Annotated in this window: 30 protein-coding genes, 1 other RNA gene and 1 pseudogene; 15 read left to right on the plus strand and 17 right to left on the minus strand. The window is 63.7% G+C overall.

From position 1 onward, the window contains the following. The first annotated feature begins 79 nt into the window (after positions 1-79). Positions 80-1,939: a DUF885 domain-containing protein gene (locus C0456_RS12590; protein WP_291052560.1), complete on the plus strand. Its 1,860-nt coding sequence runs from the start codon at positions 80-82 to the stop codon at positions 1,937-1,939. Next, positions 1,912-2,580, plus strand: coding sequence for a YceI family protein (locus C0456_RS12595; protein WP_291052562.1), 669 nt, complete (start codon positions 1,912-1,914; stop codon positions 2,578-2,580). Before C0456_RS12590 ends, C0456_RS12595 begins: the two co-directional genes overlap by 28 nt. Here C0456_RS12595 and C0456_RS12600 read toward each other — a convergent pair. Together C0456_RS12600 and dksA are read right to left on the minus strand one after the other, a co-directional pair. Continuing rightward, a complete protein-coding gene (locus C0456_RS12600; RefSeq protein ID WP_291052564.1) occupies positions 2,558-3,535 on the minus strand; it encodes a FliM/FliN family flagellar motor switch protein in 978 nt (325 codons plus the stop codon). The two genes, C0456_RS12595 and C0456_RS12600, sit on opposite strands and share 23 nt — an antisense overlap. Before the next feature lie 402 nt (positions 3,536-3,937). Next, entirely contained in the window at positions 3,938-4,384 is a 447-nt protein-coding gene (gene dksA / locus C0456_RS12605; protein WP_291052567.1) for an RNA polymerase-binding protein DksA, read from the minus strand. A gap of 228 nt (positions 4,385-4,612) precedes the next feature. On the opposite strand from dksA, the gene C0456_RS12610 reads away from it, so the two are divergent. Then, positions 4,613-5,950 (plus strand): hypothetical protein, encoded by a 1,338-nt coding sequence (locus C0456_RS12610; RefSeq protein WP_291052569.1) that lies wholly within the window; start codon positions 4,613-4,615, stop codon positions 5,948-5,950. Positions 5,951-5,959: 9 nt separating this feature from the next. On the opposite strand, the gene C0456_RS12615 is transcribed toward C0456_RS12610, so the two are convergent. From C0456_RS12615 to C0456_RS12625, 3 genes are read right to left on the minus strand one after another with little or no spacing between them, the layout of a single operon-like run. Continuing rightward, positions 5,960-6,610, minus strand: a complete 651-nt coding sequence (locus C0456_RS12615; protein WP_291052571.1) for a MarC family protein — start codon at positions 6,608-6,610, stop codon at positions 5,960-5,962. Positions 6,611-6,619: 9 nt separating this feature from the next. Next, positions 6,620-6,931 carry a hypothetical protein gene (locus C0456_RS12620; protein WP_291052574.1) on the minus strand — a complete coding sequence of 104 codons (312 nt, stop codon included), beginning with the start codon at positions 6,929-6,931 and terminating at the stop codon, positions 6,620-6,622. Beyond that, positions 6,931-7,311: a flagellar biosynthesis repressor FlbT gene (locus C0456_RS12625; protein ID WP_291052577.1), complete on the minus strand. Its 381-nt coding sequence runs from the start codon at positions 7,309-7,311 to the stop codon at positions 6,931-6,933. Before C0456_RS12625 ends, C0456_RS12620 begins: the two co-directional genes overlap by 1 nt. A gap of 369 nt (positions 7,312-7,680) precedes the next feature. Between C0456_RS12625 and C0456_RS12630 the strand changes: the two genes are divergently transcribed. Continuing rightward, positions 7,681-8,562 carry a MoxR family ATPase gene (locus tag C0456_RS12630; protein WP_291052579.1) on the plus strand — a complete coding sequence of 294 codons (882 nt, stop codon included), beginning with the start codon at positions 7,681-7,683 and terminating at the stop codon, positions 8,560-8,562. A 112-nt stretch (positions 8,563-8,674) separates the two neighbouring features. Beyond that, entirely contained in the window at positions 8,675-9,001 is a 327-nt protein-coding gene (locus tag C0456_RS12635) for an antibiotic biosynthesis monooxygenase (protein WP_291052581.1), read from the plus strand. A 3-nt stretch (positions 9,002-9,004) separates the two neighbouring features. On the opposite strand, the gene C0456_RS12640 is transcribed toward C0456_RS12635, so the two are convergent. Next, complete coding sequence (locus C0456_RS12640; RefSeq protein WP_291052583.1) at positions 9,005-9,757, minus strand: DUF2270 domain-containing protein; 753 nt, start codon at positions 9,755-9,757, stop codon at positions 9,005-9,007. A 62-nt stretch (positions 9,758-9,819) separates the two neighbouring features. After that, entirely contained in the window at positions 9,820-10,611 is a 792-nt protein-coding gene (locus C0456_RS12645; RefSeq protein ID WP_291052586.1) for a hypothetical protein, read from the minus strand. 128 nt (positions 10,612-10,739) lie between these two features. On the opposite strand from C0456_RS12645, the gene C0456_RS12650 reads away from it, so the two are divergent. Beyond that, positions 10,740-11,921, plus strand: a complete 1,182-nt coding sequence (locus C0456_RS12650) for a VWA domain-containing protein (RefSeq protein ID WP_291052587.1) — start codon at positions 10,740-10,742, stop codon at positions 11,919-11,921. Positions 11,922-11,957: 36 nt separating this feature from the next. Here C0456_RS12650 and C0456_RS12655 read toward each other — a convergent pair whose 3' ends face one another. From C0456_RS12655 to C0456_RS12665, 3 genes are all read right to left on the minus strand, one after another. Next, positions 11,958-12,338 (minus strand): hypothetical protein, encoded by a 381-nt coding sequence (locus C0456_RS12655; protein ID WP_291052590.1) that lies wholly within the window; start codon positions 12,336-12,338, stop codon positions 11,958-11,960. A 278-nt stretch (positions 12,339-12,616) separates the two neighbouring features. After that, a complete protein-coding gene (locus C0456_RS12660) occupies positions 12,617-12,871 on the minus strand; it encodes a hypothetical protein (protein ID WP_035593908.1) in 255 nt (84 codons plus the stop codon). 36 nt (positions 12,872-12,907) lie between these two features. Then, a complete protein-coding gene (locus tag C0456_RS12665; RefSeq protein ID WP_291052594.1) occupies positions 12,908-13,519 on the minus strand; it encodes a GNAT family N-acetyltransferase in 612 nt (203 codons plus the stop codon). 102 nt (positions 13,520-13,621) lie between these two features. On the opposite strand from C0456_RS12665, the gene C0456_RS12670 reads away from it, so the two are divergent. After that, positions 13,622-14,875: a TCR/Tet family MFS transporter gene (locus tag C0456_RS12670; protein WP_291052596.1), complete on the plus strand. Its 1,254-nt coding sequence runs from the start codon at positions 13,622-13,624 to the stop codon at positions 14,873-14,875. Positions 14,876-14,881: 6 nt separating this feature from the next. Here C0456_RS12670 and C0456_RS12675 read toward each other — a convergent pair whose 3' ends face one another. Next, positions 14,882-15,151 carry a hypothetical protein gene (locus tag C0456_RS12675; protein WP_291052599.1) on the minus strand — a complete coding sequence of 90 codons (270 nt, stop codon included), beginning with the start codon at positions 15,149-15,151 and terminating at the stop codon, positions 14,882-14,884. A gap of 139 nt (positions 15,152-15,290) precedes the next feature. On the opposite strand from C0456_RS12675, the gene C0456_RS12680 reads away from it, so the two are divergent. The 3 genes from C0456_RS12680 to C0456_RS12690 all read left to right on the plus strand — a co-directional run bounded on the left by C0456_RS12680 (position 15,291) and on the right by C0456_RS12690 (position 17,246). Continuing rightward, positions 15,291-15,821: an HAD family hydrolase gene (locus C0456_RS12680; protein ID WP_291052601.1), complete on the plus strand. Its 531-nt coding sequence runs from the start codon at positions 15,291-15,293 to the stop codon at positions 15,819-15,821. 81 nt (positions 15,822-15,902) lie between these two features. Beyond that, positions 15,903-16,652, plus strand: coding sequence for a class I SAM-dependent methyltransferase (locus tag C0456_RS12685; protein ID WP_291052603.1), 750 nt, complete (start codon positions 15,903-15,905; stop codon positions 16,650-16,652). A 138-nt stretch (positions 16,653-16,790) separates the two neighbouring features. Then, on the plus strand, positions 16,791-17,246 hold the full coding sequence (locus C0456_RS12690; RefSeq protein ID WP_291052606.1) for a hypothetical protein: 456 nt from the start codon (positions 16,791-16,793) through the stop codon (positions 17,244-17,246). Between the two features lie 6 nt (positions 17,247-17,252). Here the strand turns inward: C0456_RS12690 and C0456_RS12695 are convergent, their stop codons facing one another. The 5 genes from C0456_RS12695 to C0456_RS12715 form a co-directional block, all read right to left on the minus strand. Further along, a complete protein-coding gene (locus tag C0456_RS12695; RefSeq protein ID WP_367179269.1) occupies positions 17,253-17,690 on the minus strand; it encodes an EVE domain-containing protein in 438 nt (145 codons plus the stop codon). Between the two features lie 29 nt (positions 17,691-17,719). Then, positions 17,720-18,547, minus strand: a complete 828-nt coding sequence (locus tag C0456_RS12700) for a DUF3445 domain-containing protein (protein ID WP_291052612.1) — start codon at positions 18,545-18,547, stop codon at positions 17,720-17,722. 4 nt (positions 18,548-18,551) lie between these two features. Next, complete coding sequence (locus C0456_RS12705) at positions 18,552-19,178, minus strand: class I SAM-dependent methyltransferase (protein WP_291052615.1); 627 nt, start codon at positions 19,176-19,178, stop codon at positions 18,552-18,554. Continuing rightward, the gene (locus tag C0456_RS12710) at positions 19,178-19,897 is read right to left on the minus strand and encodes a hypothetical protein (RefSeq protein ID WP_291052618.1); all 720 of its coding nucleotides are present in this window, start codon (positions 19,895-19,897) and stop codon (positions 19,178-19,180) included. The genes C0456_RS12705 and C0456_RS12710 overlap by 1 nt, the downstream gene beginning before the upstream one ends. A gap of 124 nt (positions 19,898-20,021) precedes the next feature. Next, positions 20,022-20,816 (minus strand): sulfite exporter TauE/SafE family protein, encoded by a 795-nt coding sequence (locus tag C0456_RS12715; RefSeq protein WP_291052621.1) that lies wholly within the window; start codon positions 20,814-20,816, stop codon positions 20,022-20,024. 119 nt (positions 20,817-20,935) lie between these two features. Between C0456_RS12715 and C0456_RS12720 the strand changes: the two genes are divergently transcribed. The 3 genes from C0456_RS12720 to C0456_RS12730 all read left to right on the plus strand — a co-directional run bounded on the left by C0456_RS12720 (position 20,936) and on the right by C0456_RS12730 (position 23,603). Continuing rightward, positions 20,936-21,799, plus strand: coding sequence for an MBL fold metallo-hydrolase (locus C0456_RS12720; protein ID WP_291052623.1), 864 nt, complete (start codon positions 20,936-20,938; stop codon positions 21,797-21,799). A 167-nt stretch (positions 21,800-21,966) separates the two neighbouring features. After that, positions 21,967-22,869, plus strand: coding sequence for a DMT family transporter (locus tag C0456_RS12725; protein WP_291052626.1), 903 nt, complete (start codon positions 21,967-21,969; stop codon positions 22,867-22,869). Next, positions 22,869-23,603, plus strand: a complete 735-nt coding sequence (locus C0456_RS12730) for an N-acetylmuramoyl-L-alanine amidase (protein WP_291052628.1) — start codon at positions 22,869-22,871, stop codon at positions 23,601-23,603. Before C0456_RS12725 ends, C0456_RS12730 begins: the two co-directional genes overlap by 1 nt. On the opposite strand, the gene C0456_RS12735 is transcribed toward C0456_RS12730, so the two are convergent. Beyond that, entirely contained in the window at positions 23,561-24,436 is an 876-nt protein-coding gene (locus C0456_RS12735; RefSeq protein ID WP_291052631.1) for a YihY/virulence factor BrkB family protein, read from the minus strand. The two genes, C0456_RS12730 and C0456_RS12735, sit on opposite strands and share 43 nt — an antisense overlap. Positions 24,437-25,659: 1,223 nt before the next feature. Here C0456_RS12735 and rnpB point away from each other — a divergent pair. Both rnpB and C0456_RS12745 read left to right on the plus strand, forming a co-directional pair. Beyond that, an RNA gene (gene rnpB / locus C0456_RS12740) (RNase P RNA component class A) lies at positions 25,660-26,035 on the plus strand. 102 nt (positions 26,036-26,137) lie between these two features. Next, positions 26,138-26,507, plus strand: a pseudogene (locus tag C0456_RS12745) (hypothetical protein); the annotation flags it as partial.

Here is a 26,507-nt window from a genome sequence, read left to right on the forward strand (position 1 = left end):
CGGCAAAGGTTAACGAACCCGAAAAAGCCGTTAACCGACGCAGTTTAATCGAGCCCAGAAGAACAGGATTCGGCTAGCCATGATATCACGGACGCTCGCTATGTTCACCGCAATGGCGCTGGTCGCCAGCTGCGGCGCCCCCGACCACCGCGAACCCAGAATTCCGGAATATTCCACCGAGGTGGTGGCCGCCGAATCCGAGCGGCTGAACGAATGGTTCGAGCAGAAGTTCGAGGAAGCCATTGCCCGCGACCCGATGCGGATGACCGCCCTGGGCCGGCGCGATCGCTATGGCGAGTGGACTGATCCCTCCCCGGCCTTCGACGCGGAAGGACTGGCCATACAGCGGGCTAACGTCCAGGAAATGAAGGAGAAATTCGACTTCCACAAGCTGAACGACCAAGCCAAGCTCTCCTGGCGCCTCGCGGAATATGAACTGGAACGCGCCGAACGGAGCGAACCGTTCCGTGATCACAGCTATACCTTCAACCAGATGTTCGGCGTTCAGTCGTCCATCCCCGCCTTCCTCATCAACCAGCACAAGGTGACGAGCCTCGCAGACGCTGAGGCCTACATCACGCGGCTGAACGCGCTGCCGGCCTATCTCGGCGGCCATGTGGAAAATTCCCGCGCTGCCTCTGAAAAAGGGATTCAGCCCCCGGCCTTCGTCTATGACTATGTGCTGTCAGACGCGCGCGCGGTCATTACGGGCTATCCGTTCTCCGGAAAGGAAGACGGTAGCGAAGACAGCCCGCTGATGAGCGATATCCGGGGCAAGATCACCGCACTCGTCAACAACAGCACGATCACGCCGGAACAGGCTGCAGAGCTGACCCAGCGCGCCGCCGGCGCGCTCACGAGCGCCGTTGGCCCCGCCTACCAGGCCGCCATGGAGGAACTCACCCGCCAGCAGCTCAGCGCCACCGCCGATGACGGCGCCTGGAAACTGCCCGATGGCGCAGCCTATTACGACACCCGCCTGAAGGCGATGACCACCACGGATTTGACCGCCGATCAGATCCATCAGATCGGCCTCGATGAAGTCGCCCGGATCCATGCGGAGATGGAAGCCATCATGCAGCAGGTCGGCTTTGACGGAGACCTGCAGGACTTCTTCGAATTCATGCGCACCGATCCGCGCTTCTACAAACCTGACACCCCCGAGGGCCGCGAGGAATATCTCGCCGAGGCGCGCGCCGCGATCGCCCGGATGGAGGCAGACCTCCCGAACCTCTTCAACACCTTCCCGAAGGCCGGCATGATCGTTCAGGCGGTCGAGCCCTTCCGGGAAAGATCCGCCGGCAAGGCCTTCTACAACCGCCCTGCCCCCGATGGCAGCCGCCCCGGCATCTACTATGCCAACCTCTACCGCATGTCCGACATGCCGACCTATCAGCTCGAAGCCCTCGCCTTCCATGAAGGCATTCCCGGCCACCATATGCAGATCGCCATCGCGCAGGAACTCGAAGGCGTTCCCAGCTTCCGGCGCTTTGGCGGCTACACGGCCTATTCCGAAGGTTGGGGGCTCTACACAGAGCTTCTCCCCAAGGAGCTTGGCTACTACGCCGATCCGTATTCGGACTTTGGCCGCCTTGCGATGGAAATCTGGCGCGCCGCCCGTCTGGTGGTCGATACGGGTCTTCACTCCAAACAGTGGACGCGTGAACAGGCCGTCCAGTACCTTCTGGAGAATACCCCCAACCCGGAGGGCGATGCCCGCAAGGCCATCGACCGCTATATCGTGATGCCGGGCCAGGCGACCGCCTACAAGATCGGCATGATCAAGATCGTCGAGCTGCGCGAACGCGCCAAGACTGAGCTTGGGGATGCCTTCGACATCCGGGACTTCCACGATGTCGTATTGAAGAATGGCGCAGTGCCGCTTGCGATACTTGAGGAGAACGTCGACGCATGGATCGCGGAGACAAAGGCCAGCTAAGCCATCCCATCCTGCAGGCGGGCGCGGCCTTCGCGCTCGCCGCCTTCTTTCTCGCCGGCTGCAGCAGTGTGGCCGGCGCGCTCCTTGCTCCGAGGATAGACGCCGCCGCCAGCCGTCTCGCGCCGGGCGACTTTACACTGGACACAAAGCACGCCGCCCTCCTCTTCCGGATCAATCATCTGGGCTTTTCAGACTATGCCGGCCGCTTCGACCGCTTCGAGGCAAGCCTCAGCGGCGACGCGGCCAACCCGGCGGGCGCACGCGTCGAGGCGATCATCGACATGTCCTCGCTCAACATTGCCAATCCGGAGTTTGCCGCCGAACTGATGGGCCCAGCCTGGTTTGACGCGGCCGCCCATCCGCAGGCGGTCTTCAAGTCCACCACCATCGAGCTTACCAGCCAAACCACCGCAGAGATCACCGGCGATCTCACGCTGAAGGGCATCACCCGCCCGATCACCCTGACGGCAAAGCTGAATGGCAGTGCCTACGACCCGCTGCGCCGGGCCGATGTGATCGGATTTTCTGCTGAGGCAGAGATCAACCGCTCAGGCTTCGGCATAGACCGCTTCTCGGGCCTTTTGACCGATACCGTCCGGATAGAGATTGAAGCGGAGTTTATCCGGCAAAAGCCGGGTTGAGCGCCCGCAGCGCCGGGCCGCGCCGCGAAATGCGCACCGCCATGCGATTGCCCTTCCGCCCGATCTGGGCTTCGGCGGCCACCTCGCCATCCAGTCCGCCGGAGAGCAGCTCCACCGGCTGGTCGGCGGGCACGCCCAGAAGCAGCGTTGCGCCGGGGCGCAGGCTGGTCAGTTTCGACAGCGGCATTTCCACCCGCGCCACCCGCGCCGTCATCAGCACGGTCAGCGACCGCGCGCTGCGGTCTGCCTTGGGCGCAGCCTCTTCGCCCACTGCCGTGTCCGGCAGCAGCGATTGGGTTACCAGCAGGCGCGCCGGCCAGTCTGCCCCGCCGGCGCGAACCGACAGCGTGATCTCGTAAGCCGCCCCCGGCGCCGCGATGGAGGCGGCAAACAGCGGATCGGTTTCAATGCCGGAAAAATTCATCCCGGCACCGATTACCGGGGCCAGCGGGCGGGCAAGCCCCTCCAGCAGCGCCAGATCAATCGGGCTGAGTTCTCTGGGCTGGGAATTGGGCACCGGGCCGCCACAGGCGGTCTCGATCATGATCTGGGCAAGCCCTGCCCCGATCACCAGCATCGCCGCCACGTCGCCTTCGGCGCCCGCGCAGCAGACAATCGCCTGTCCCGGCTCTTCCCGCGCTGAAACGCCTTGCGCCAGGCTCACCGGCGAAATGCGCTGCACGGTAAAGGCCGCCGCAATCCCGCAATGCTCCCGCATGGCGCGCGACAGGCGGGCCGAAATCCGGCGGGCCGCCTCTTCCCGTCCGGCCCCGGAAGGGGCCGCGTCAGGTGGCGCGAATTCAGCCACAGGTTTCGGCTGGGGCGCAGGCGGGGCTTCTTCAGGCAGATCCTCCATGTCCGAAAGATCGGGACGCAGCAGCATCTCGATCTCGGCCGGGGTCAGCACGCCGCGCGAGGTCGGCAGCGGGCGGCCGGGCGCACCTGGTTCGCGCATGGGCGGGGTATCCGTCATGATGCGGCGCCGGAGCCTGGGTGAAACATCCCATCCATCCTCCGCCAGATCGGGCGGGGATGCACTCTTCATGGAAGAGGCGGAAGACATACTCATGCCGCCTAAGTCGCCCGGAAAGGGTTAATGGCGCGTTAGTAAATTGGTCCCTGCGGAAATTATTAACAGCACCCGCCTGGGGGATTCACTCAAGTCTCTGGAATTTTACCTTCTGGTCAGGCCTCGGTAAGGCGTGATTCGCATCTCCGCGTCATGATGGTTGTGCGGCCAAAGAAGCTCGTACAACATCCGCCAAAGGCGTCGGGAAAGATGACTGGAAAAAAGGCGGCACTCCGATCTGGAGAGCCGCCTTTTTACTGTCTGCAGAAGTTTGAAAAAGCCGGAAGGCTAGTCGTCCCGCAGGGTGCGTTCCTTGCGCTCGTGACGCTCCTGCGCTTCCAGGCTGAGCGTGGCGGTTGGACGGGCTTCCAGGCGCCGCAGGCCGATGGGCTCACCGGTTGCTTCGCAATAGCCGTAGCTGCCATCTTCGATCCGGCGCAGCGCCGCGTCGATCTTGGAGATCAGCTTGCGCTGGCGATCACGGGTGCGCAGCTCAAGCGCCTTGTCGCTCTCGGCGGAGGCACGGTCCACAATGTCGGGAAGAGAGCCCGACTCATCCTGAAGATTGTGAATGGTCTGCTTGGCGCCGTCGAGAATGTCGGCCTTCCAGGCTTCCAGCATGCGCCTGAAATAGGCCAGCTGCCGTTCATTCATGAACTCTTCGTCTTCCGAGGGGCGATAATCGTCTGAGAGATCGATACTCACGGCAGACTCCTTCACTCGTTTGTGTGCCATATAGAGCGGACCTCGATTCTCCGCAATGTCCGAGACTGCGGGGGTAAATCCTGTAATTTCAGACAATTACGACAAAAACATGCCGAAACACTGTCAGTAAACGCTTCAATGCCCCACAACGGACGTTCTGCACAGTGCAAGTTGCAGACCACCCCTTGATCTTTCTCCCCCCGGCACGCTCTATGGGCAACCGCCCTTACAGTCTGCCCAAACGGTAAAATCGTCGGAATGGCCCGCCAACGGAAAGTACAAACCCGCAAAGCGGGCTGGATGCTGGCGGTGATGTTCAATTCCCTGCTGATCCTTCTGCCTGTGATCGGCGCGCGCGCAATCTCCAACGCTTACGATCAGGATCTGACCTCCCGCGAAGGCGCTGCCGAAGCGCTCCAGCATGCCAATGTGCGGCTGCTGGAGGAGTTGACGACTTTCGGCCCGCGCGACGAGGACAGCAAACTCCCCTACTGGCAGGACCGGATCATTGCCGAGCTGGACGCGCGCAACATGTCCGCCGTGCGGGGCTATCTGCTCGCCGCGCCCCAGATGCTGGGCCGCGATCTGGGCGAACAGATCCGTGTGCGGGCCGAAGCGGAAGTCACCGGTACGCCGGACGAGCGCCTGATCCGTGCCGCCCTCCAGAAGCTGCCTGAAAACGTTGCGCTGCGGATCATGGAAACCGAGCGGTACAATCCCCCCGCCGCTCAAGCGCCTGCTGCCCGCGCCGAACAGGCGCCCGGCGCCGAGCCGGAACAAGCGGCAGCCGAGCCCGCCGCAGACTCTGACGAAGCTGCCCCGCAGGAACCAGACGCCCCCGCCAGCGCCGAAGCCCCCATCGTGCTGCAGGCCAATGTCCGCAGCGAAGACGACCGCCGTTTCCAGATCCTCGGCAGCTATGCCGACCTTGCCGTCATGTCGCAGCGCTGGATCGAGGGAGATCGCTCCGACGAACTTGTCGTCAAGCTGACCGGCCTTGGCCTCGTCCAGCAGGAGTACAGTGACGGCCTGTCGGACGCCGCCGCGCTTTCCGTCTCGATCCTGAAATCGGCTCGCCGCTCACAGCGCCTGACGCCAAGCTTTTCCGACTATCTCGGCGAACAGGTCGAGGCCGCCCTCCCCGACACCGTGCTGGAGCCTGCCCTGCAGGAGGCGTTCAGGGAGCTTGCCACCACCGAAGTCCGCGCCGAGCGCGTCCGCGCCGCCTATTCCGGGTCGATCAACCAGGCAGGCCTGGCCCCGCTGGAGGCCGACCTTGACCAGATTCAGCGCCTGGCCGCCCAGACCAGCCCCAGCGGCGCACTGACGGTTCTGGCGGTGATTGAAGATGGCACCGACCTCCAGCGCGCCCGCCTGCTGGCAGAGGCGGGCGGGGAGCGCCTGATCGTTCTGGTACGCGAGCGCGGCCGCGAAGGGCTCAAGATTGCTGACGCCGGCATCAGCTGGAACCGTAATACCGTGCTGGAAATCATGAGCCTGACGGCCGCCGGCATGCTGCTCTTCTGGGTGATGCTCTCAACCGTCCGGCTCTACATCAAGCTGCCCAAGCCAAGGGCCGAGCCGCAGGGCGCTTGAAGCAAAAACTCAGGCGATGCCGAAGGCGCCACGTATGCCATCGATGATCAGCTGCGCCGACAGCGCGGCCAGGATAACCCCCAGGATTCGCGTCAGCGCGCCGGCAACGCTCGCCCCCATGATACGCACGATCGGCCCAGCCAGCAGGAAGATCACCAGCGTAATCAGCAGGTTGAGGCCAATGGCGGCCAGAACAACGCTCTGATGCATGAAGGTCGGCGCCTCCGACATGTAGAACATGGCTGTGGCAATCGATCCCGGCCCGGCAATCATCGGAATGCCCATCGGGAAAACAGAAACATCTTCCGGCTCCGGATCATCGCGGTGGCCTTCCAGCACTTCCTCGGCCCGGTGCTCGCGCCGCTCTGTGCGCTTTTCAAACACCATGTCGAGCGCGATCAGGAACAGGAGCACGCCGCCCGCCGCCCGGAAGGCGTCGATCGAGATGTGCATGGCATCCAGCAGCCAGGCGCCGCCAAAGGCGAACAGCAGCATGATGATCGTCGCCACCAGCACGGACTTGTACGCCATCTTGCGGCGATAGGCCGGGGACCCCTTTGCCGTCAGCGTCGCAAAGATCGGCGCCACCCCCGGTGCGTCTATGAGCACGAAGAAGGTGACGAAGGCGGCAGTGAAGAGGGAAATCAGTTCGGGCGACATGGCGCGGCGCTAGGCCTTGCGTGCCGCCGCGTCAAGGATCTCGCGCACAGCCGGGGCCACCTGCACGTCGCCCGGCATGGTTTTCAACCGTGAGAGGTCCGCCGTGCCCGAGGCGAGTGCCAGCAGCATCCTGTGGCCGCGCAGGCGTTGCAGCAGGCCTTCTTCGCCGCGCGGGCTGTCAGCGCGGGCAATCCGCCCACCGCCAAGATCAACCGCCAGACCGGCGCCGGCGCCCGCTTCCAGCTTGCCGATGGCCTCTTCCAGGCCCGTGATGACTTCCGCGCGCAGCGCGCGCGCCGGTATCTGGTTGCCATCCGCCATCATACGGCCTCCGTGCCCAGGGCCGGCATCAGCTTCCGGCAGCGGCTGAGCGCCTTGTAGAGATCGCCGGCAACCACATCCGCCGAGATCTGCAGCACGTCATCGCGCGCGTCCGGCATATCGGCAATCAGCCCGGCCAGCGCTTCAGCGGTCTGTGTGTAAAGGGGCCCGTCGACTTCGCCGAGCAGATACATCTGCATCACGGCAAAATACGCGCGTTCTGCCGGCGTCGAAACCGCAGACGGAGCCAGAATGTCCTTCTCGCGCAGGATGCGCGCATGGGTTTCGAGCAGCAGCACGCCGCGCCGGTCGCCATTGCGGACGACAGCGCCGTTCACAACGAAGGTTTCGCCTGGCTTGAGAGAGAGTTTGAGCGGCATACGTCTCCGGCCCCCATGGTTCGGATTGTGTGAAATTCACACAAAGGCGTTAACGCTTGCTTTCCAAATGTTTACGGGAGGTTGGGAAGCCATGCGCCCGACAGCCGGGGGCAGTTGGATCATAAGGTCTGGAACCAGTTTCTTCGGGCCAACCGGACCGGCCAGCCTGCCTGAAACCGGTGCGACGCTTAGCGTGAAGCTTGAGCCTCTGTGGCGGCGCGCATGGCATATTCTCTTTACCACATGTTTGCCCTTCCCTTAAGGAAATTCGATTCTGCACTGCAGCAGTTTCCTTCAGGTCAGCGCTTGCCCGCGCCCCACGCGGCCTTATTGTGCAAAGTCAGCAAACAGAATGAAGGGACGAGGCGTATGCGCTTTGAGGGCACCAAGGATTATGTCGCAACAGATGACCTGCGCGTGGCCGTCAACGCCGCCATTGCCCTGGAACGCCCCCTTCTGATCAAGGGCGAGCCGGGCACCGGCAAGACCGTCCTCGCCATCGAGGTCGCCAAGGCCCTCGGCTCGGACCTGATCGAATGGCACATCAAGTCCACCACCAAGGCCAATCAGGGCCTTTACGAATATGACGCGGTCTCCCGCCTGCGCGATGGCCAGATGGGCGAAGAGCGCGCCAAGGACGTCAAGAACTACATCAAGAAGGGCAAGCTCTGGGAGGCGTTCACCGCTGCCAAGCGCCCTGTCCTGCTGATCGACGAGATCGACAAGGCCGACATCGAATTTCCCAACGACCTCCTGCAGGAGCTCGATCGGATGGAATTCTTCGTCTACGAAACCGGCGAGACGGTCAAAGCCGTCCAGCGTCCGATCGTCATCATCACCTCGAACAATGAGAAAGAGCTGCCGGACGCCTTCCTGCGCCGCTGCTTCTTCCACTTCATCAAATTCCCGGACGAAGCGACGATGCGCTCGATCATCGATGTCCACTATCCGGGCATCAAGAAAAAGCTCGTCGCCGACGCCCTGGCCACCTTCTACGCGATGCGCGAACTGCCCGGCGTGAAGAAAAAACCCTCCACGTCCGAGCTGCTCGACTGGCTGAAACTCCTCATGAATGAGGATATCGATCTGGAAACCCTGCGCGAGAAAGACCCCGAGCGCCTCACGCCCCCGCTGCATGGCGCGCTCCTGAAAAACGAGCAGGACGTGGCCCTCTTCGAACGCCTCGCCTTCCTCTCCCGCCGCAGCGACGGCGGCAACACCGGCGGCGGCCGCCGCGGCCCTGCGGGCTGAGCAACCTCTAAATCAAACCCATGAAAGCCGGGGCCACGCCCCGGCTTTTTGATTTTACGGATCAATTACGCCCCCGGCGCGTTGCTTCCGCTCAGGCAGAAGGAGGCACCCCATGTTCGTTGCCGTCTATTGGTGGCGTGTCCATCCGGGCAAGGAAGACCAGTTCCGCAAGGCCTGGGTGCGCGGCACGGAGCTTATCCGCGAGAAATACGGCAGCTATGGCTCCCGCCTGCATCAGGAACGCGATGGCCGCTTTGTCGGCTATGCCGAATGGCCGGACGAAGCCACCTGGCAGCGCGCCTATGACCAGAAGATGGTCTATGACGATCCCGAAACCCGCGCCGCCTTCTCGGACGCCGTCTGCGAAACGCCGCCCGGCAATGATCCGGTCTTCACCATGGAAGTCACCGACGACCTCCTCACCCGCGCGAAAGACTGAGCCTCAGCCCAGCGCGGAGTCATGCGCGTTCGCCGCACGCACATAATTCACGTCTTCCCGGCTCTTGAGGAAGTCGGCCATCTTGGTCTTGTCGGTGCGCTCGTCCCACCAGGTTTTCCAAGCAATGAAAATCCACGCCAGGTGAAACGCGAGCCCGCAGCTGATGGCCACCCAGCCGGGGATCGGCCCGATATGCGCCCGCCGGAACAGCTGCTCCCAGGAGGTCACATCCACCGGATGGATCGCGATCTTGGCAAAATACGCCGCGCCCAGAATGGCGAAAATCCAGCCATAATTGCGCCGGAGCCTTCGGCCCACACACCGGATCATCGAGATCCGGTATTGCGGCTTTTCATAATCGTCCGACAGCGCCGTGCCCCGGTCGAGGCGGATCTTTGTCCCCTCCCCGCGCAGGATCGGCACATAGAACGCAATCTCGATCACCCGCGCCCGGAAGCGCCAGACATAGAAAAACCGGTAGCGCCGTGCTTCCAGCATCAGGAACACGATGCACAGCATCCCCACCAGTACGATGGGAAAGGGCGAAGCCCGCTCATTGGCAAACGCCACCGACAGGCCGATCCCGGTCGAAATCACCGCCCAGTTCGTCGTCTGATCAAGCCGCTGGCGCCACACCGTCGAGCGGTAGACTTCCGCGCGGTAGAGGTGAGACAGCGCCGTCACCTCAGACGGGCCGCACAGGCCCTCGGCGGGCGGCACAACATGATCGGCTTCGGTTTCGTCCATGGTATCCATGCGCAGATGCTATGCCTCAGCTTTGTGACCGGGAAAAGTCTTCAAGGCCCCGCGCGCGGCAATCAGCCCGGACAATATCCCAGCCGCAGAACCGGCCCATACCCTTCCAGAACATGCCGCACGAAGGTCGTGTCATCGCTGCCGTCGCCCTGGCGTATCCGGGGCGCGAGCTTGCCCGCCCCGCCGGTAATCCGCGTACGCCACAGCTCATAGCGGATGGACTCCGGCGCCGCCGTCAGGCCCCGCGCGCGGTCGAAGGCCACAAGGTTGCAATCCTTCATCATCTGTTCGGCCAGCACATGGCCGAGCGAGGCCCGCTCGAACGCATCCTGGCTGATGCGCCCGGTGGTGCCCGGCTTGGGGGCGCCCGCAAAGGAAAACATCATGTCGATGAGGCGCAGGCGCTCCATCGAATTGGGCGCAAGATCAACGGCCGCCGCCATGATTTCGGGCCGGCCCATATTCAGCGGTGCTTCGCTCAGCCGCGCTTTCTGGAAAAACCCTTCCCAGCCAAACTCGGCGATGGCGGCCCTGGCCTGCTCGCGCGCAAAATCCGGCGCCGGCTGCGGCGCGGGCGTCTTGCCCAGCCGCCTCTGCCAGGCAGCGGCCAACGCTGCATCCCGGATGCCGCTTGTGGTCTCGGCAAAGGCGGGCTTCAGCCGCGCCTGCTTGTCCCGCGGCAGCAATCCGGCCGCCTGCCAGGCCGCGTCCAGCATGCAGCTGGCCTCTGCCGGCCCGCTGCAATCGCCCAGCCCGGCCGTGCCTGGCGCAAACATCGGCGCAGGCGGCGGGCCAGACGGCGCCGCCCTGGCCGCACACGCGCCAACCGCCAGCAAACAGAAGAAAAGAGCCACCCGAAGCATGTTCCTCCCTAACCCGGCTGCGATGAACCGCAAATGACCACACTTTTCCCAGCGTCAGCTTGGACAGACGCCCCCATGAAGGTTATCTTGATCCTACAAGAAACCGAAAGGTATGGGCCATGTTCCTGAATTTCTTCAACGAGCTGCGCGCGGCGAAAGTCCCGGTCACGCTGAAGGAATACTTGATGCTCATGGAAGCGATGGACAAACAGGTCATCGATATGGAGGTAGAAGAATTCTACTACCTCTCCCGTGCCGCCCTGGTGAAGGATGAGCGCAATATCGACAAGTTCGACCGCGTCTTCTCCCACACCTTCAAGGGTCTCGACACGCTGGGCGACGCGGTCAACGTCCAGGACCTGCCCGAGGAATGGCTCAAGAAAATGAGCGAGAAATTCCTCACCAAGGAAGAGATGGAAGAAATCGAGGCCATGGGCGGCTTTGAAAAGCTCATGGAAACGCTGAAAAAACGCCTCGAAGAGCAGAAAAAGCGCCATGAGGGCGGCAACAAGATGATCGGCACCGGCGGCACCTCGCCCTTCGGCGCCAATGGCTACAATCCCGAAGGCGTGCGCATCGGCCAGGACAAGTCCCGCCACCGCCGCGCCGTGAAGGTGTGGGACAAGCGCGAATTCAAGAATTACGACGACAAGCTCGAGTTGGGCACGCGCAATATCAAGGTCGCCATGAAGCGCCTGCGCAAATGGGCCCGCAAGGGCGCGCCCGACGAGCTCGACCTGGACGGCACCATCCGCAACACCGCCCGCAAGGGCTATCTCGACATCGAAATGCGCCCGGAAAAGCGCAACACGATTTCCGTCCTCCTGCTGCTCGATGTCGGCGGCTCGATGGACCCGCATGTCCGCGTGATGGAGGAGCTGTTCTCCGCCGCCCGCTCGGAAATCAAGAACCTCGAATACTACTACTTCCACAACTGCCCCTATGAGGGCCTCTGGAAGGATAACCGCCGCCGGATGAACAACCGCATCCCCACCTGGGACGTGCTCAACAAATATCCGTCAGACTACAAAGTAATCGTCGTGGGCGACGCCACGATGAGCCCCTACGAGATCACCTATGCCGGCGGCTCGGTCGAACACTGGAATGAAGAGGCCGGCGGCCTCTGGATCCAGCGCTTTGTGGAACGTTATCCTAACTTCGTCTGGCTGAACCCCACCAAGGAAGGCGCCTGGGAATACACCGGCTCGATCAAACTCATCCGCGAACTGATCGGCCCCCACCGCATGTTCGAGCTCACCCTGGCAGGCCTCGACGAAGCGATGAAGGAACTGAGCCGGTAAAGGGCTGATCTGAATTCCAAATTGTAGTCTTTGTCGCTATCTCTGGCGGCCGGTGTGGATAGGGCCAACATGAAAACCGCGATCATCCGGCTTACAAAACGTTACACAAACTCCTTGAGCATGCACTCCAGCTTCATCAAGCTTCCAAATGGTTTCAATGAACCCTTTGGCCTCTGATGCTTTCATTGGCTCAATCGTCAGCATACGACCTTCTACATCTGTAGTTTCCACGAGCACTTCATCGTCTGCTACATCAAAATGCTTATGAAGCATTGCAATTCCAAATCGGTCTTGCCTGCCATGCTTTTTCAGAACCTCGTAGAGTTCGAGCATGCAGGCGCTATCTTCGCCGTTGATGGGATCGACTTCATGGATATCCTTGAGTCGAGCCCATTGCATTGGTGAAATTGAAATCATGACTGGAAGCCCCCGTGATTTGTCGGTTCGCAATAATGATCACAAAAATTCCCCTCAATCAATGAGCGCGTTATTACAACTTATAAATGATTGCCTTGCTTTAGCTCGATTGCGTCTAGGGTGCAGTTTGGCCCTGCGAAGAATGCGGTTCGCGCAAAAACAGTGATGTGTACTGACACCACAACCCCCGTCCAAATTGTCATCGTCAACTGCCTTTGAGCCCACGAAGGCGCCGCCCGTTTCTCAAAGGGCGAAGGCCGTCACGGCAAGTTCGGTGACTAGGCCGCCGCCTTGTAAATCCGCCACAGCGCAAACACGCCGATCGCCACCCAGAGGATATTGATCGCCACAGACGGGATCGCCCCGTGATAGCCGCTATTGAGGATAAACCCCGCCGCCCCGATCACGTTCGCCCACTGATAGGCCGGCGAATTGCCCTGCAGCCGCCCGAGCGACAACAGGATATAGGCGCCCAGGATCAGCGCCGCGCCGGTCCAGCCGGCTGCCTCGATAAGAAGTTCCGTGATCGTCATGGCGCGCCCGCTAGCCGGTCGCCGCAGACTTGGCAATCAGACTTTGCCGTGCCGGGCGTCCCAATCGGCCCGCGTCATCTCCCAGACAAGGCTTGCCCGGCTTGTCCCGTCGCTGCGCAGGCTCGTCACCTCGCCCATGCGCGTGAAGCCCAGCCCATCCAGCAGGCGCTGGGTCGCCACATTGTCGAGCGCCGCCGTCTCGCACAGACGGTCGAGTCCCAGCCCCTCGAACATCCAGGCAAAGCTCGCCGCCGCCCCGCGCGCCCCGCTCCCCTGCCCGTGCAGAGAGGGGTGCAGCGCCCCGCCCAGTTCACCGGCAGCAAATTCCGGCCACACCTGCACATCCGAATAGCCCATGATCCGCCCATCCTCCCCCTCGCGCACAAAGAGGAGGCCGATCCCCGCCTCGCGCTCGAGAATGTGCGTCTCGATGAAATCCTCCACGCTCCGCCCGGTCAGTGGGCGCGGCAGCGTATAGATCGGCGCATGCACAGCCGGGTCAGACAGCAGCGCAAACAGCCCCTCTGCATCTTCCATCCGCGCTAGCCGCGAGTCGCCCATCCGCGTCGCCAGGCGCACCGCGCAGCGGATCGCTTCGGCCTTTTCAGCCGCCGCCGGAATGCGCGTGATCGGAAGTTCGCCAGCCATCTGCCCAAACTCGCAGCTTTCCCTCCCCCCTGCCAAGCCCCCTCGATCTGCCATGCACAATTTCGTTTGACTGACAGGGCGCCTTGCCGACATTCCTCCGCCATGACCGACACCGCCCCCGCGCGCCCTCCGGGCCGGAATGCTTTCTTCTTCGTGCTGGTGACGGTCTTCATCGACCATCTTGCCTTTGGCCTGATCATTCCGGTCCTGCCGACCCTGATTCAGGATCTGGCGCATGTCCCGCCGTCGGATGCCACGCTCTGGCTGGGCGGCCTGGCGGCCACCTATGCGGTGATGACCTTCCTCTTCGGCCCCTTCATTGGCGCCCTGTCAGACAGGTTCGGCCGCCGCCCGGTGCTGCTCGTCTCGATGGCCACTCTGGGGCTTGATTTCCTCATCATGGGCCTTGCGCCGAATATCTGGCTCCTGTTCCTCGGCCGCGCGCTCGCGGGCATATCGGGCGCCACCTTCTCCACCGCCAACGCCTATATCGCCGACACCACCACGCCGGCCGAGCGTGGCCGCGCCTTTGGTTTCATCGGCGCCTCCTTCGGCCTCGGCTTCATCTTCGGCCCGGTGATCGGCGGCCTCCTGGGAGAGCTTGGCCCCCGCGTGCCCTTCTTTGCGGCGGTTGGCCTTGCCTTCGTGAACTTCCTCTATGGCCTCTTCGTGCTGCCAGAGTCCTTGCCGAAAGACCGCCGCCGCGCCCTGAACTTCAAGCGGGCCAACCCGCTCGGCGCCGCCCGCCACTTCTCAAAGCTGCCCCAGGTCTCCTGGTTCCTCATCGCGGGCGGCATCTTCTTCCTCGCCCACACCGTCTTCCCCGCCACCTGGGCGGTGCATGGAGAGATCCGGTATGACTGGTCGCCCATGCAGATCGGCCTGTCGCTGGGAGCCGTCGGGGTCGGCGCTGCCGTCGTCCAGGCCGGCCTCATGGGCCTCATCCTCAAACGCTTCGGCACCGTGCGCACCATCGTGCTCGGCTACAGCGTCAATGTGCTGGCGATGACCGCCTTCGCCTTCGCGGCCAATCCGGTGCTCGTCTATTTCATCATCCCGTTTGCCGCGCTTGGCGGGGTCACCATGCCGGCGGCCAATGGCCTGATGTCCAGCCTCACCCCGCCCGATGCGCAGGGCGAGCTTCAGGGCGCCGCCTCCAGCCTCAATGCGCTGGGCATGATCATCGGTCCCCTGATCATGAGCGCCACGCTGTTCAGCTTTTCCCGTGAAGGCGCGCCGGTTCCCTTCGCCGGCGCAGCCTTCCTGCTCGCCGCGCTGCTCACCGCGGTCGCCTTCCTGCCCTTCCTGCGCGGCGTCGCTGCCAATCGCGAGGCCCTCCCGGCCACGGCGCCCTGATCCGGCTCAGCGCTTCTTCAGCACGATGCCCGCCAGCAATCCGAGGATGCCGCCGCCGATCCCGCCTTCAACAAAGTTCTGCAGGTGAACCATCATCGGCGAGGTGCCAAACAGCAGCCCGACACCCGCTGCCTCAGCGCCATAATGCGCGCCGATACCGCCCAGGATGCCGCCAACAACCCCCATCGCGCCGCTGCCGCCCAGCAGCCTGGCAATGATCGGCCCCACCACCGCGCCGCCCAGCGCGCTCACAATCAGCGGAATATAGGGTTCCATGTCCTGTCCCTCCCTTGGACCCGCGCAGGCATCTCTGGCCTGTCGCTCGGAAATCCTTCCGCAGAAGTCCTTGACTGTCGATCCCTTTCGCGCCTCTGGAGAAGGTTGCATCCTCCCGCGAAGCTGCCACATAGAGCCCATGAGCAAACATCGCCCCGCCCTCTTTCTCGATAGAGACGGCGTCATCAATATCGACCGGGGCTATGTCAGCCGGATTGAAGACTTCGAATTCGTCGAAGGCGCCGCTGAGGCGATTGCCGCCTTCAACCAGCGCGGCTGGTTTGTCTTCGTGGTCACCAACCAGTCCGGCATCGCCCGGAATTACTACACCGAAGACGACATGCACGCCCTGCATGACTGGATGCAGGCCCGCCTTGCCGAAAAGGGCGCGCGCATCGACCGCATCTATTTCTGCCCCTTCCATGAGGAGGGCGAAAACCTCCGTTACCGGAAGGACAGTTTCGACCGGAAACCCAAACCCGGCATGCTCCTGCGCGCCATGGCAGACTTCCCGGTGAAACGCGAGGCGAGCTTCCTGATCGGAGACAAGGACGCTGACATCGAAGCGGCCAAAGCCGCTGGCATCGCCGGCTTCCTTTTCACCGGCGGCAATCTCGAGCGCTTCGCCGAATGGACCCTGGCGAGCTTCGAGGATGGCAACAGGGGTTAGCGCCCGGTTCGCGCTCGCCTTGCCTGGCAATCTATGATAGTCAGCGCGAATGCAAGACCAGTTCGCAAACGACCTTTTCCGGTGAAGGGATACGGCCCCGAAACATTCGGAACGCTGAATGCGGAGGATTATGACCTCCTGCATGATCCCGGCACAACGGACGCCGCCGTTGATCTGTTGGCAGACCTTTCCCGTGACCAACGTACACTGGAACTCGCCATCGGAACGGGCCGTATCGCTCTGCCCATGGCGCGGCGAGGCTGCGATATTTCAGGCATCGAAGCCTCGCCTGAAATGGTGGCAAAGCTGCGCGAAAAGCCCGGCGGCGAGGCAATCCCGGTCACCATGGGCGACATGTCTGAAGTCCTGGCAGACGGCCGCTTCGGTTTCATCTTCCTGATCTTCAACACGCTGTTCAACCTCACCAGCCAGGAAGCCCAGCTTCGCTGCTTCCGGAATGCCGCCAGCATGCTGGACCCCGGCGGCGCATTCCTCGTCGAAGCCTTTGTGCCCGACATCGCCCAGTTCCGGGATCACCGCAGTTTGAAACCCAAGCACCTCGACCGGCATTCGCTGACCCTGGAAGCGGCCATCCATGATCCAGTCAAACAAGTAGTCGAATACCAGTATCTCCGCTTCACGCCGGAGGGTGTCCGTATGACACCCCTGCCCATGCGCTATGCCTGGCCGTCCGAGATCGACCTGATGGCCCGCCTCGCGGGCCTCCAGCTGGAAAGCCGCTGGGGCGGCTGGGACCGCGCAGCCTTCACCGCGAGTACCCGGATGCACATCTCGCTCTACCGCAAGCCTGCCGGCAGGCAGCCGCTATGACCCAAACCATGGCAGCGTTTCCCGTGAAGCACGCGGCAAGCTTCGAGGATGGGAATAGATGCTGATCCCCCCGGATCAGGGGATACCGCCGCCCGCCTTCCGCATGTTTTCTGGCGCCTCACCCGCTTGAGGCTCACCATGCTCCGTTTGATCTCTACCGCCATTGTTGCCCTCTGCGCGCCTGCCTTCCTGGCCGCCGCCGAGGAACCTGCCCCGCTGACCATCCCCGTCGAGGCTGGCCTCTGGCAGGGAGAGATAATCTCCCCCGGCGCCGCCTATGCCGCTGCCGGGCCTGTCTCGCGATGCCTCACCGGCGAGCCCGCCCGCATCACGGTGCAAGAGCTTGTCCTCGCCGACATCGATCCAGCCGGCCGCTGCACCATCGCGCAGCAGCATGCCATCACCGATCATTTCATCATGACACAGATCAAATGTAGCGAGGGCGCCTTCACCTATGGCGAGATCGTCACCAATGGTGACGGGGCCCGCCTGAACGTCCATGCTGATCTCAGCTTCGGCGCAGAAGAAACAGCCAAGCCCTCCGGCGTCGTCCAGATCAGCTTGGCCCACGCCGGCGCCTGCCCGGCAGAGTAGCGCGCCCTAAACAGCCTTCAGCGTCTTGGGGTCAATCCCGCCCATCCGGCAAACCTCTTTCCACTCCGCCGCCGTCACCGGCTGCACCGAGAGGCGGAAAGAGGTCACAAGGCTCATCCCTTCCAGCTTCGGGTTTTCCTTCACATCCTTCAGCTTCACAGGCTTCGGCATCGGCGCCAGCGCGCGGATGGTCACGCAATCCCAGCGCGCATCGTCCGTCGTCGGATCCTGCTTGGAGAGCTCATTCACCTCGCAGATGCCGACAATCTCCAGCCCGATATTGGAGTGGTAGAAGAACACCTGATCGCCGAGCTTCATCGCCCGCATATGGTTGCGCGCGGTATAGTTGCGCACGCCTGACCAGATCTCACCCGCCGCGCCGCGTTTCACCTGCTGCTCCCAGCTCCAGGCATCGGGTTCCGATTTCATCAGCCAGTATTGCATGCGCCGTCCTTTCTCGATTCTTCCCTGCTTTAGCCGCCACCGCGCGCCTGCGCCAGCGCCGCGCGAACAAGCCGCTGATAATGCGGCCAGCCTTTATAGTCTGCCAGCACCGGATCAATCCCCTCCCACGCAGCCGCAAAGGCCGCCGCATGCCCCGGCCCGGCCAGCGCCGCCCGCAGCGGATCAATCGCCACGCGGATGGTGAACACCACCGCGCCGGACTTTGGCATCTTGGAAATCGTCTGCCGCTCCACCCGCAGCCACAGCCCGTCCAGCGCGCCGCTCTCATCCATCCCTACCGCGCGCGCCTTGAACGGCGCCTGGCTCGGCGCAAACCGCTCCGTACCCGGCTGAACCGTCCAGTTGAACCGCTCCAGCACCTGGCCGGGCCGCAGGGCATCAAACATCCGGTGAATGCGCCCCACCATGCCCGGATGGGCCCCCGGCACCGGCCCGTGCAGCCCGCCGAGCGGCTCGCCCAGCTTCTCGGAGAGCCGCCAGAAAGTCGGCGCGCAAAGGCTGCCCGCCTCCAGCCGCCAGAGCCCTTCGCCATCTTTCATCAGCAGGCAGAGATCATCGGACACCGCGCTCGCCGCACCTTCCAGCGCGCTCGGCCAGGCGCCCACCGCCGGCCCGGTCGCCTCATGCACCGCAGCCGCCAGCTCCAGCACCGCCAGCTCGCTCCCCTCCCGCGCGCCATAAACCTCGCCCCGCCGGTCCCGCATCAGCGCGCGCTTTTCGCCCAGAGCATGGGCCTCCGTATCCGGACAAAGCCACGCCTCCGGCGCAATCGGGCGCAGGCCTGGCGCCAGGCTCAGGGGACCATTGAGAAACGGAAGATAGGGCGGCGCGCGCATCGCCTTACGCGATCCGCGCCGCGCCCCAGCTGACATAGCCGGCGATCTTCGGCGTATTGGGCAGATACATCGTCTCCGCGCCTTCCAGCACAAAACCTGCCTCGCGCAGCATCGCGCCGGTATCGCGCGTCAGATGGCATCCGCCCGCCAGCGCCTTCCAAACAGGCTCCACCCGGCGCTGCCATTTGGCGACGCCTTCATCCGGCGCCAGCCCATGCTCGGTAAACACGATCTTGCCGCCCGGCTTCAGCACGCGTTTGGTTTCCGCCAGCGCCGATTTCCAGTCCGGAATGGTACACAGCACGAAGGTGATCACGGCGGTATCGACCGAATTATCCGCCAGCGGAATATGCTCCGCCCCGGTTTCCAGAAAGTCGATGCTCTTGCCGATGCCGAGTTCGCTGGCCGTGCGTCTCGCCTTCACCATCATCCCCGGCGCCGGTTCCAGCGCATAGAGATGGTCCACCTTGCCGGCGTCATACATCGCGAAATTCGTCCCCGCCCCACAGCCAAGCTCCAGCACAACGCCCTCGGCCTTCGGCACCACCTTTTCCCGCTGCTTCATGATCGGCCGCGTCGCGCAGGCGCACGAGATGAGGTGCGGAACGACATACCGCTCCCAGGGGTTCATCAGTTGCCCCGCTTCGACGGTATGAAGCCGGGATAGGATTTGGACTGGATCAGCGTGCGCGTCGCTTCGGTCGGCCGCGCAATCAGGGCGTCCTGCGTGATCGAGACTTCATACTCAAATCCGTCGCCCATCGGCTGATAGGTGGCCGAGCCATATTCGGCATCAATGCCGAAGCGCGATCCATAGGTATCGGCGAGCTTGGACACATCAATCCCCGGCTCGGACGTGACAATCCGTATGCCGTCAATCTTGCCTTCGGTCACCACATCAGAGGAGAACTGCATCGAATTGGTCGAGCGCATATGCTCGATCCGGTAGATGGAATCATAGCCCAGGATATTGGCCATCGGCTTGAACTTGATGACGCGCGCGCCGATCTGCCATTCGTCGCCCCGGAACACTGGCTGCGTCCCATCGGCCTGCAACAGCTGAGTGCCGTCGGCAAACGTCACATCCGCCGTATAGGCGTCCGCCTGCCCCGGCACCGCCACGAATTTCACCACCGCCACCGGCCGCTCATAGGTCAGCCGCTTATAGGTCTGCACGTTCAGCCCGATGAAGGCGACCATCCCGGCAAGCCCCACAAAGGCTGTGCCAAAGGCAAGGCGCGTCACGCCGGCGAAAGGCTTCAGATTGGCCAGCTTGCCGAACCCTCCGAACAGGAGAATGAGGCCAATCACCCCGGCAATCGACGGCAAAACCCACCAGATCACGCCCATCAAATCTCTCCCTGCCCGGCGCTGCGGCCGGGGCCAAGTTAACCCTGTTGAACTTCATATCAGCGCTTTGCGGCGGATTTAGCAACCTTTCGCAGGGCGGCTGCAATTCTTAACGTCCCGAAAATCAGGAAGTTGCGAGAATTCCAAGCACAGCGTTCCAGCCCACATAGCCCGCCACGGCCACAATCATGCCCGCAAAGCCCTTCCGCGCCAGGGCCACCCGCCCCGCCAGCGCCCGCGCCACCCGCACGCCCACAAGGCCCCCGATCGCCCCGCCCGCCAGCACAAGGCCCACCAGCGGAAAGTCCACATGGCCTGCCAGGGCATAGTTGGCAGAGGTCGTCGCCCCGAAAAGCGCCACGGAAACCAGCGAAGAGGCCATCGCATTGGAAAGCGTCATCCCCGTTGCCAGCATCAGGCCCGGCACGATCAGAAACCCGCCGCCAATCCCGAAAAAGCCCGCCGCCAGCCCGGTCAGCAGGCCCAGCGGCAGGATGCGCGCCATGATCGCCGGGGTGATATGCACGTCCGGGTCGCCCTCGCCCTTCGGCTTGCGGAACATCGAGAGGCCAATCGCCGCCATCGCCAGGGCAAAGGCCGCCAGCAGCCAGGTGCCATCCACCCGCAGCGCCAGCTGTGACCCGGCAATCGAGCCGAGGATCCCCGCCACCGCAAACGCGCCCGCACACGGCCATTTCACCCGCTTTGCCCGCCAATGCCCCACAAGGCTCACCAGCGCGATCGCCGCGACGGCGGCGGCCGATGTACCGATCGCCACGTGCGGATCGCGCACGCCCACGGCATAGATCAGCAGCGGCGCGGCCAGAACGCTGCCCCCGCCCCCGAAAGTGCCGAGAAACACGCCGACCAGCGCGCCGCTTGCCAGGGCGGCCAGAATGACAGGCAGGGTAAGTTCCATCTGCGGCTCCTTCGCAGGCCGGGTATCAACAGCTGCAAATATATGAGAACTTGCTAAATTAGCAACGCCTCATATATTAGCGTCAACGCAGATAAGAAGCCGCCCGAAAGGAAGATACAATGCCCAGGATCAAAGCCTTCTTCGACACGGCCACGAATACCGTGACCTATCTCGTCTGGGATGAGGCCACCCGTGACGCCGCAATCATCGATCCCGTGCTGGATTTCGACCCCGCCCCGGCGCGCCTCTCCACCAGATCAGCAGACGAAGTCCTCGCCGCCGCTGAGGCCGAAGGCCTGAAGATCGTCTGGGCGCTCGACACCCATGCCCATGCCGACCATCTCTCGGCCGCCGATTACATTCGCCAGAAAACCGGCGCAAAGATTGGCATCGGCGCGCACATCACCGAAGTTCAGAAAACCTTCCGCCCACTGTTTGGCCCCACATCCGATGCGCCGGACGAAACCGTGTTTGACGCCCTCTTCAATGAAGGCGACGAAATCCCGCTCGGCAATGAAACCATCCGTGTGCTGCACACGCCGGGCCACACGGCTGCCTGCCTCACCTATCTGATCGGCGACGCGGCCTTTGTCGGCGACACCGTCTTCATGCCCGACTATGGCACCGCCCGCGCAGACTTTCCGGGCGGCGACGCCCACGCCCTCTACCGCTCGATCCGCAAGCTCCTCGCCCTGCCGCCGGAAACCCGCATCTTCACCGGCCATGACTATCTCCCCGAAGGCCGCGAGACCTATGCCTGGGAAGCCACCGTCGCCGAGCACCGCGCCGCCAATGTCCACGTGCATGAAGGCGTCTCGGAGGAAGACTTCGTCGCCATGCGCACCGCCCGCGACCAGACCCTCGGCGCCCCGCGCCTGATCCTGCCCTCCCTGCAGGTCAACATCCGCGCCGGCCGCCTCCCGCCCCCCGAATCCGACGGCCAGACCTACCTCCGCCTGCCGGTCAACCGCTTCGGCAAGTAACAGACCACCCTCTCCCCAAAGAGCAACAGGCCCCCTCCCCATGACCATGGGGAGGGATGGGGTGGGGCCGCTCTCCACCCAGCGCACCCCCGCATAGCTCCCCTGTCACCCTACCCCGACGCGCCCCCTGCCCTTCGTCACAAAACCCTGATAGGGCGAGCCCCATCATGGCCATACGTGACTTCATCCTCCTCTGCGCTGTCTGCCTCGTCTGGGGGCTCAATCTTGTCGTCACGCGCTGGGCCGTGGCCGACATGGCCATTCCGCCGATCTTCTTTGCCGCGCTGCGCTTCCTCGGCGTCGCGGTCTGTCTCGTGCCGTTCCTCTTCCCGCGCCCGCCCAACCTGCGCACGCTGTTCTTTGTCTCGATCATGATCGGCAGCGTGCATTTCGCGCTCCTCTTCATCGGCCTGCAGCATGCCGAGGCCTCCGCCGTCGCCGTCACCGGCCAGCTCGGCGTGCCCATCTCCACACTGATGAGCATGCTGTTCCTGGGCGAGGTCATCCGCTGGCGCCGCGCGCTGGGCATCTTCCTCGCCTTCATCGGCGTCGTCATCATTGCCTTCGATCCGGGCAGCTTCTCGGTCTCCTATGGCCTCCTCTACATCATCGGCTCCGCCTTCGTCGGCTCGGCGGGCGGCATCATCATGAAGTCGATGCCGAAGATCTCTGCCCTGCGCATGCAGGCCTGGGTCGGCGCGTTCAGCTTTGCGCCCCTGTTCGCCCTCTCCTTCGTGATGGAGACGAACCAGCTCGACGCCTATATCCATGGCGGCTGGATGGTCTGGGCTGCCAGCGCCTTCGCCATCCTCGGCGTCTCGGTGTTCGGCCATTCGGCCTTCTACACCCTGCTCAAGAAGTATGACGTCTCCCTCCTCTCCCCGCTCACACTGATGACGCCGATCTGGGGCGTGATCTTCGGCATCGTGCTGCTGAATGAGCCGCTGACCCTGCGCCTCATCCTCGGCGCCATCGTCTCGCTGTCGGGGGTGCTTGTCATCGCGCTCCGCCCGAACGAGAAAATGCCGGAAGCCGCCCTCGGCAAGAAGGTCGCTTCGGGAGATTCGTAATGCAGATCGAAGACGCCCCCAGCCCCAACTATGACGACCGGAAACACCCCGTTTCCCTGCTCGTGCTGCATTACACCGGCATGGAAAGCGGCGAAGCCGCCCTCGCCCGGATGCGCGATCCAGAGGCAAAAGTCTCCGCGCACTATATGGTCTGGGAAGATGGCCGCATCGCCCGCCTCGTGGCGGAAAATGCCCGCGCCTGGCATGCCGGTGTCTCCAAATGGCAGGGCCTGGAAGATCTGAACTCCCGCTCCATCGGCATCGAGATCGTCAATGGCGGGCATGACTACCGCGCCCCCGGCGGCGGCCTGCCGCCCTATCCGGACGCGCAGATCAGCGCCGTCATCGCCCTCTCGCGCGAGATCATGGCCCACCATGCCATCCCGCCCACCGGCCTCGTCGGCCATTCCGACATCGCGCCCACCCGCAAGATCGATCCCGGCGAGCATTTCCCGTGGCCCCGCCTCGCAGACGCCGGCCTCGGCCTCTGGCCCCAGCCTGAAACCGGCGCGGCCTGCGTCTGGGCGGGCGGGGACGCCTCGCGCCTCAACGCCCATCTCGCGCAGATTGGCTATGACACCGCCGACATTCCCGCCGCCCTGCGCGCCTTCCAGCGCCGCTGGATGCCCGCCGCCATCACCGGCCTCGCCGACGCCAGCACGCTGCGCCGCCTCGCCCAGATCGCCGGGGCCTACTCGTCTGCGTCCGGCGCTTCGTCCTCGCCCCAGGCGTGAGCCCATTCGGTCGCCAGCGCCGCGCCCAGCAGCAAGGACGACACCGACGCCGACAGCCAGATGAAACCGAGGATCAGCGACGCCAGCGCGCCATAGATCGTGCTCATCACCGAATAGTGCAGGTAAAGCTGGAACAGGAAGGTCACGCCCAGAAAGGCCACCGCCGCCGCGCCCGCCCCCGCCGCCAGCGCCCGCGTGCCCCGCCGCACATGCCCGCGCAGCGACATCACCAGGATCAGATAGAACACCCCGAAGCTCGCAATCCCCTTCGAGATCCAGAGCGAATCCACAAGCGTCGCAATCTCCTTGGCAAAGCGCACCGCCAGCCCCCCGGCCTCCTGCACCGCCACCGTCGCAATCAGCTGCGTCGCCCCCAGCAGCCACACGATCAGGATCAGCGTCGCCGTCAGCGCCAGCGACGTGCCCTGAAACCGCGCAAACTTCGTCCGGTCGGCCGTGCCCGCAATCATCCGGATGCCGGTGATCAGCGCCTTGGCCCCGGAGGTTGCCGTAAACAGCACCAGGATCGCTGCCAGGAAGGCCCGCACGCTCAGCCCCGCCGGCGTCATCTTCTGGATCGCGTCCACCTCCTCGAAGGTCAGCGGCTCCACACTCTGGCTGAAGAAATTGGTGATCGGCTTGGCCAGCTGATGCGCCAGTTCCGGCGGCAGGAAAAAGGTCAGCAGCGTCAGCGTCATGTAGATCAGCGGAAAGATCGAGAACAGCGCATAGAAGGCGATCCCGCCGGTCACGATGCGCACATCCGGCCGCACCAGCCGGCGCACGGCCCGGATTGCAGGATCGATGAAGTCGGGTCGCCAGCGCTCGAGCATCCCCACCCTTCTGGCACGGTCCGCCGCAGAAACAAACCGGGGATTAGCGCCCCCCTGTCCACGCCGCTTCCAACTGCATTCATTACAGGCAGAGGCCTGCCGGCCGCCCGGCTATCCGCCGGGGGTCTGCGCCGGGGCAATCTCGCGCGTGCCTGGCGTCGTCATCCAGGCATCCTTCTGCTGCCCGAGGGCTCGCCCCCGAAGGCAGCAATCCTGCGGATGAGGCAGAGCCGGGACGCCGGGGACATCTCATTCCCTCAAACAAAATATATACCGTCCCCGGACCAATCGGGCCTCCGCCCCATCCGCAGGACCTCTCCCGCCAAGCGGCACCCGGACAGGATACTCCTTGTCCGGTTGATTTTGTTGCGTTTTTCATAGAAGCCTCACAATCATTCCACAGGCGCAACGAAACCTGTGAGATTCTTCCCCGGCAGCGTGAAAAATTCTGGACAGCCTCTCGACTCAGGCGAGGCCTTGTGAGATCGTTTCGGTAAGCCAACGGAACTCCCCGCAGGAGCAAACCTGCCAGAGGAGCCAGAGGCCAAGTCCATCGCCCCCGGACGAAACCGGGTCAGGAGCAAAGCCGGGAGACCGGCCGCGCAAAGGGCCCAGGTGGAGATGAAGGGACAAAGCAGGCGATGGCCGGGAGGCGGGAGCTAGACCCAGCCAAACGGGGCCGTATGCCGTAACGGGGCGCGATCCGTAGACGGTGACCAAGAAGTGAGTGCCAGCAATGGCAAGCGCAGGCGGTCAGCCGCGTGCCTGCAACCCCCCGGTTGTGCACGGCGGCGACGGAAACGGAAGCCGTGCGCCTGAAAAGGCGAACGTCCGGGTCCGGAGGGTGATGTAAGGTAATCCGCTCGAACGGATTGTCTCCAGAGCCTGATGTCGATCGAAGACCGATATCGAGTGCTAGCACAGTGTCTCGGTAGACCGATTCGAAACACACGGGAAGGCACGAAGTCCGCAAGGGGTTCGTGCCTTCTTGTGTTGGGGACCAAGGCCCTCACCTCCCACGCCCTGCGGGCGCGGGCCCCTCCTCTCCCGGAGGGAGAGGGGTTCAGGTAGCGTTTGAGGCGGCGCGGTGAAAGCCCCTCTCCCTTTGGGAGAGGAGGGGCCCATCGCGACGCGATGGGAGGTGAGGGCCGCGCGAAGCGCGGAAATGCCCTCTCTCACCCCATTTGCACTCCGCCCCCAAACCCCCTATATCCCCCGCCAGACCAGATGGCCGGGCAGCCGCTGGTATGGGGGTAACCCCATACTGGAGGAAAGTCCGGGCTCCAGGTGGACAGGGCGACGGCTAACAGCCGCCCGGCGTGAGCCGAGGGAAAGTGCCACAGAAAGCAAACCGCCCTGCGGCTTCGGCCAAAGGGTAAGGGTGAAAGGGTGGGGTAAGAGCCCACCGCAGCGCTGGCAACAGGGCTGGCATGGTAAACCCCGCCCGGAGCAAGACCAAGTAGGGGGCACATACGGGCTGTCCGCCGCTCGTGCCCCGGGTGCGTCGCGCCGAGGCGTTCAGTAATGAGCGCCCCAGAGGAATGGCTGCCAGATCCCGCAAGGGACGAACAGAACCCGGCTTATTGGCCATCTGGTCTGATTTTTCCCGTCCCGCGCCCCGCGCGTTGACGGATATATCCACCGGTGTGATGTAGAAAATCGGGCGCGCCGAATCCCGGTGCCTGATGGAGACGTGTTCGAATGCCGAGGCCAGCAGGCGCCCGCAATCATGACTTTGACGAGAAACGCGCCGCCCTGCTCGATGCGTTGACCGATTTTGCCCTCTCCGCAGACCTGCGCCGCCCCTCGCTGCGCCAGTTTGCCCAGGCCATGAACGCGTCCGAGCCGACCCTGCGCCATTATTTCGGAGACCGGCGCGGCCTCATCCTCGAGATCCTCGAAAATATCGGCCGCAAGGGCGCGCCCCTCTGGGCCGTCGTCGCCCTGCCCTCGGCCAATCCGGCCACCGCCTTTGAGGAATATTTCCGCATCTCCGAAGCGGGCATGCGTCTTGGCGGTTTCATCCGTGCCCATGCTTTCGGCCTGATCGAAGGCCTCGCCGATGAAGCCA

Origin of the sequence: Hyphomonas sp. (genome assembly GCF_013823385.1) — a bacterium.
Lineage (GTDB): Bacteria > Pseudomonadota > Alphaproteobacteria > Caulobacterales > Hyphomonadaceae > Hyphomonas.

What these genes read in the sequence shown, in the direction of transcription:
- C0456_RS12725 (WP_291052626.1), top strand. Translation starts at nt 21,967, where the DNA reads ATGGCCATACGTGACTTCATCCTCCTCTGCGCTGTCTGCCTCGTCTGG.
- C0456_RS12600 (WP_291052564.1), bottom strand. Translation starts at nt 3,535, where the DNA reads ATGCGCGAACCAGGTGCGCCCGGCCGCCCGCTGCCGACCTCGCGCGGC.
- C0456_RS12675 (WP_291052599.1), bottom strand. Translation starts at nt 15,151, where the DNA reads ATGGAACCCTATATTCCGCTGATTGTGAGCGCGCTGGGCGGCGCGGTG.
- C0456_RS12615 (WP_291052571.1), bottom strand. Translation starts at nt 6,610, where the DNA reads ATGTCGCCCGAACTGATTTCCCTCTTCACTGCCGCCTTCGTCACCTTC.
- C0456_RS12640 (WP_291052583.1), bottom strand. Translation starts at nt 9,757, where the DNA reads ATGGATACCATGGACGAAACCGAAGCCGATCATGTTGTGCCGCCCGCC.
- C0456_RS12670 (WP_291052596.1), top strand. Translation starts at nt 13,622, where the DNA reads ATGACCGACACCGCCCCCGCGCGCCCTCCGGGCCGGAATGCTTTCTTC.
- C0456_RS12595 (WP_291052562.1), top strand. Translation starts at nt 1,912, where the DNA reads ATGGATCGCGGAGACAAAGGCCAGCTAAGCCATCCCATCCTGCAGGCG.
- C0456_RS12665 (WP_291052594.1), bottom strand. Translation starts at nt 13,519, where the DNA reads ATGGCTGGCGAACTTCCGATCACGCGCATTCCGGCGGCGGCTGAAAAG.
- C0456_RS12625 (WP_291052577.1), bottom strand. Translation starts at nt 7,311, where the DNA reads ATGCCGCTCAAACTCTCTCTCAAGCCAGGCGAAACCTTCGTTGTGAAC.
- C0456_RS12630 (WP_291052579.1), top strand. Translation starts at nt 7,681, where the DNA reads ATGCGCTTTGAGGGCACCAAGGATTATGTCGCAACAGATGACCTGCGC.
- C0456_RS12720 (WP_291052623.1), top strand. Translation starts at nt 20,936, where the DNA reads ATGCCCAGGATCAAAGCCTTCTTCGACACGGCCACGAATACCGTGACC.
- C0456_RS12590 (WP_291052560.1), top strand. Translation starts at nt 80, where the DNA reads ATGATATCACGGACGCTCGCTATGTTCACCGCAATGGCGCTGGTCGCC.
- C0456_RS12705 (WP_291052615.1), bottom strand. Translation starts at nt 19,178, where the DNA reads ATGAACCCCTGGGAGCGGTATGTCGTTCCGCACCTCATCTCGTGCGCC.
- C0456_RS12690 (WP_291052606.1), top strand. Translation starts at nt 16,791, where the DNA reads ATGCTCCGTTTGATCTCTACCGCCATTGTTGCCCTCTGCGCGCCTGCC.
- C0456_RS12715 (WP_291052621.1), bottom strand. Translation starts at nt 20,816, where the DNA reads ATGGAACTTACCCTGCCTGTCATTCTGGCCGCCCTGGCAAGCGGCGCG.
- C0456_RS12635 (WP_291052581.1), top strand. Translation starts at nt 8,675, where the DNA reads ATGTTCGTTGCCGTCTATTGGTGGCGTGTCCATCCGGGCAAGGAAGAC.
- C0456_RS12695 (WP_367179269.1), bottom strand. Translation starts at nt 17,690, where the DNA reads ATGCAATACTGGCTGATGAAATCGGAACCCGATGCCTGGAGCTGGGAG.
- C0456_RS12730 (WP_291052628.1), top strand. Translation starts at nt 22,869, where the DNA reads ATGCAGATCGAAGACGCCCCCAGCCCCAACTATGACGACCGGAAACAC.
- C0456_RS12650 (WP_291052587.1), top strand. Translation starts at nt 10,740, where the DNA reads ATGTTCCTGAATTTCTTCAACGAGCTGCGCGCGGCGAAAGTCCCGGTC.
- C0456_RS12610 (WP_291052569.1), top strand. Translation starts at nt 4,613, where the DNA reads ATGGCCCGCCAACGGAAAGTACAAACCCGCAAAGCGGGCTGGATGCTG.
- C0456_RS12710 (WP_291052618.1), bottom strand. Translation starts at nt 19,897, where the DNA reads ATGGGCGTGATCTGGTGGGTTTTGCCGTCGATTGCCGGGGTGATTGGC.
- C0456_RS12735 (WP_291052631.1), bottom strand. Translation starts at nt 24,436, where the DNA reads ATGCTCGAGCGCTGGCGACCCGACTTCATCGATCCTGCAATCCGGGCC.
- C0456_RS12700 (WP_291052612.1), bottom strand. Translation starts at nt 18,547, where the DNA reads ATGCGCGCGCCGCCCTATCTTCCGTTTCTCAATGGTCCCCTGAGCCTG.
- C0456_RS12655 (WP_291052590.1), bottom strand. Translation starts at nt 12,338, where the DNA reads ATGATTTCAATTTCACCAATGCAATGGGCTCGACTCAAGGATATCCAT.
- C0456_RS12680 (WP_291052601.1), top strand. Translation starts at nt 15,291, where the DNA reads ATGAGCAAACATCGCCCCGCCCTCTTTCTCGATAGAGACGGCGTCATC.
- C0456_RS12660 (WP_035593908.1), bottom strand. Translation starts at nt 12,871, where the DNA reads ATGACGATCACGGAACTTCTTATCGAGGCAGCCGGCTGGACCGGCGCG.
- dksA (WP_291052567.1), bottom strand. Translation starts at nt 4,384, where the DNA reads ATGGCACACAAACGAGTGAAGGAGTCTGCCGTGAGTATCGATCTCTCA.
- C0456_RS12620 (WP_291052574.1), bottom strand. Translation starts at nt 6,931, where the DNA reads ATGGCGGATGGCAACCAGATACCGGCGCGCGCGCTGCGCGCGGAAGTC.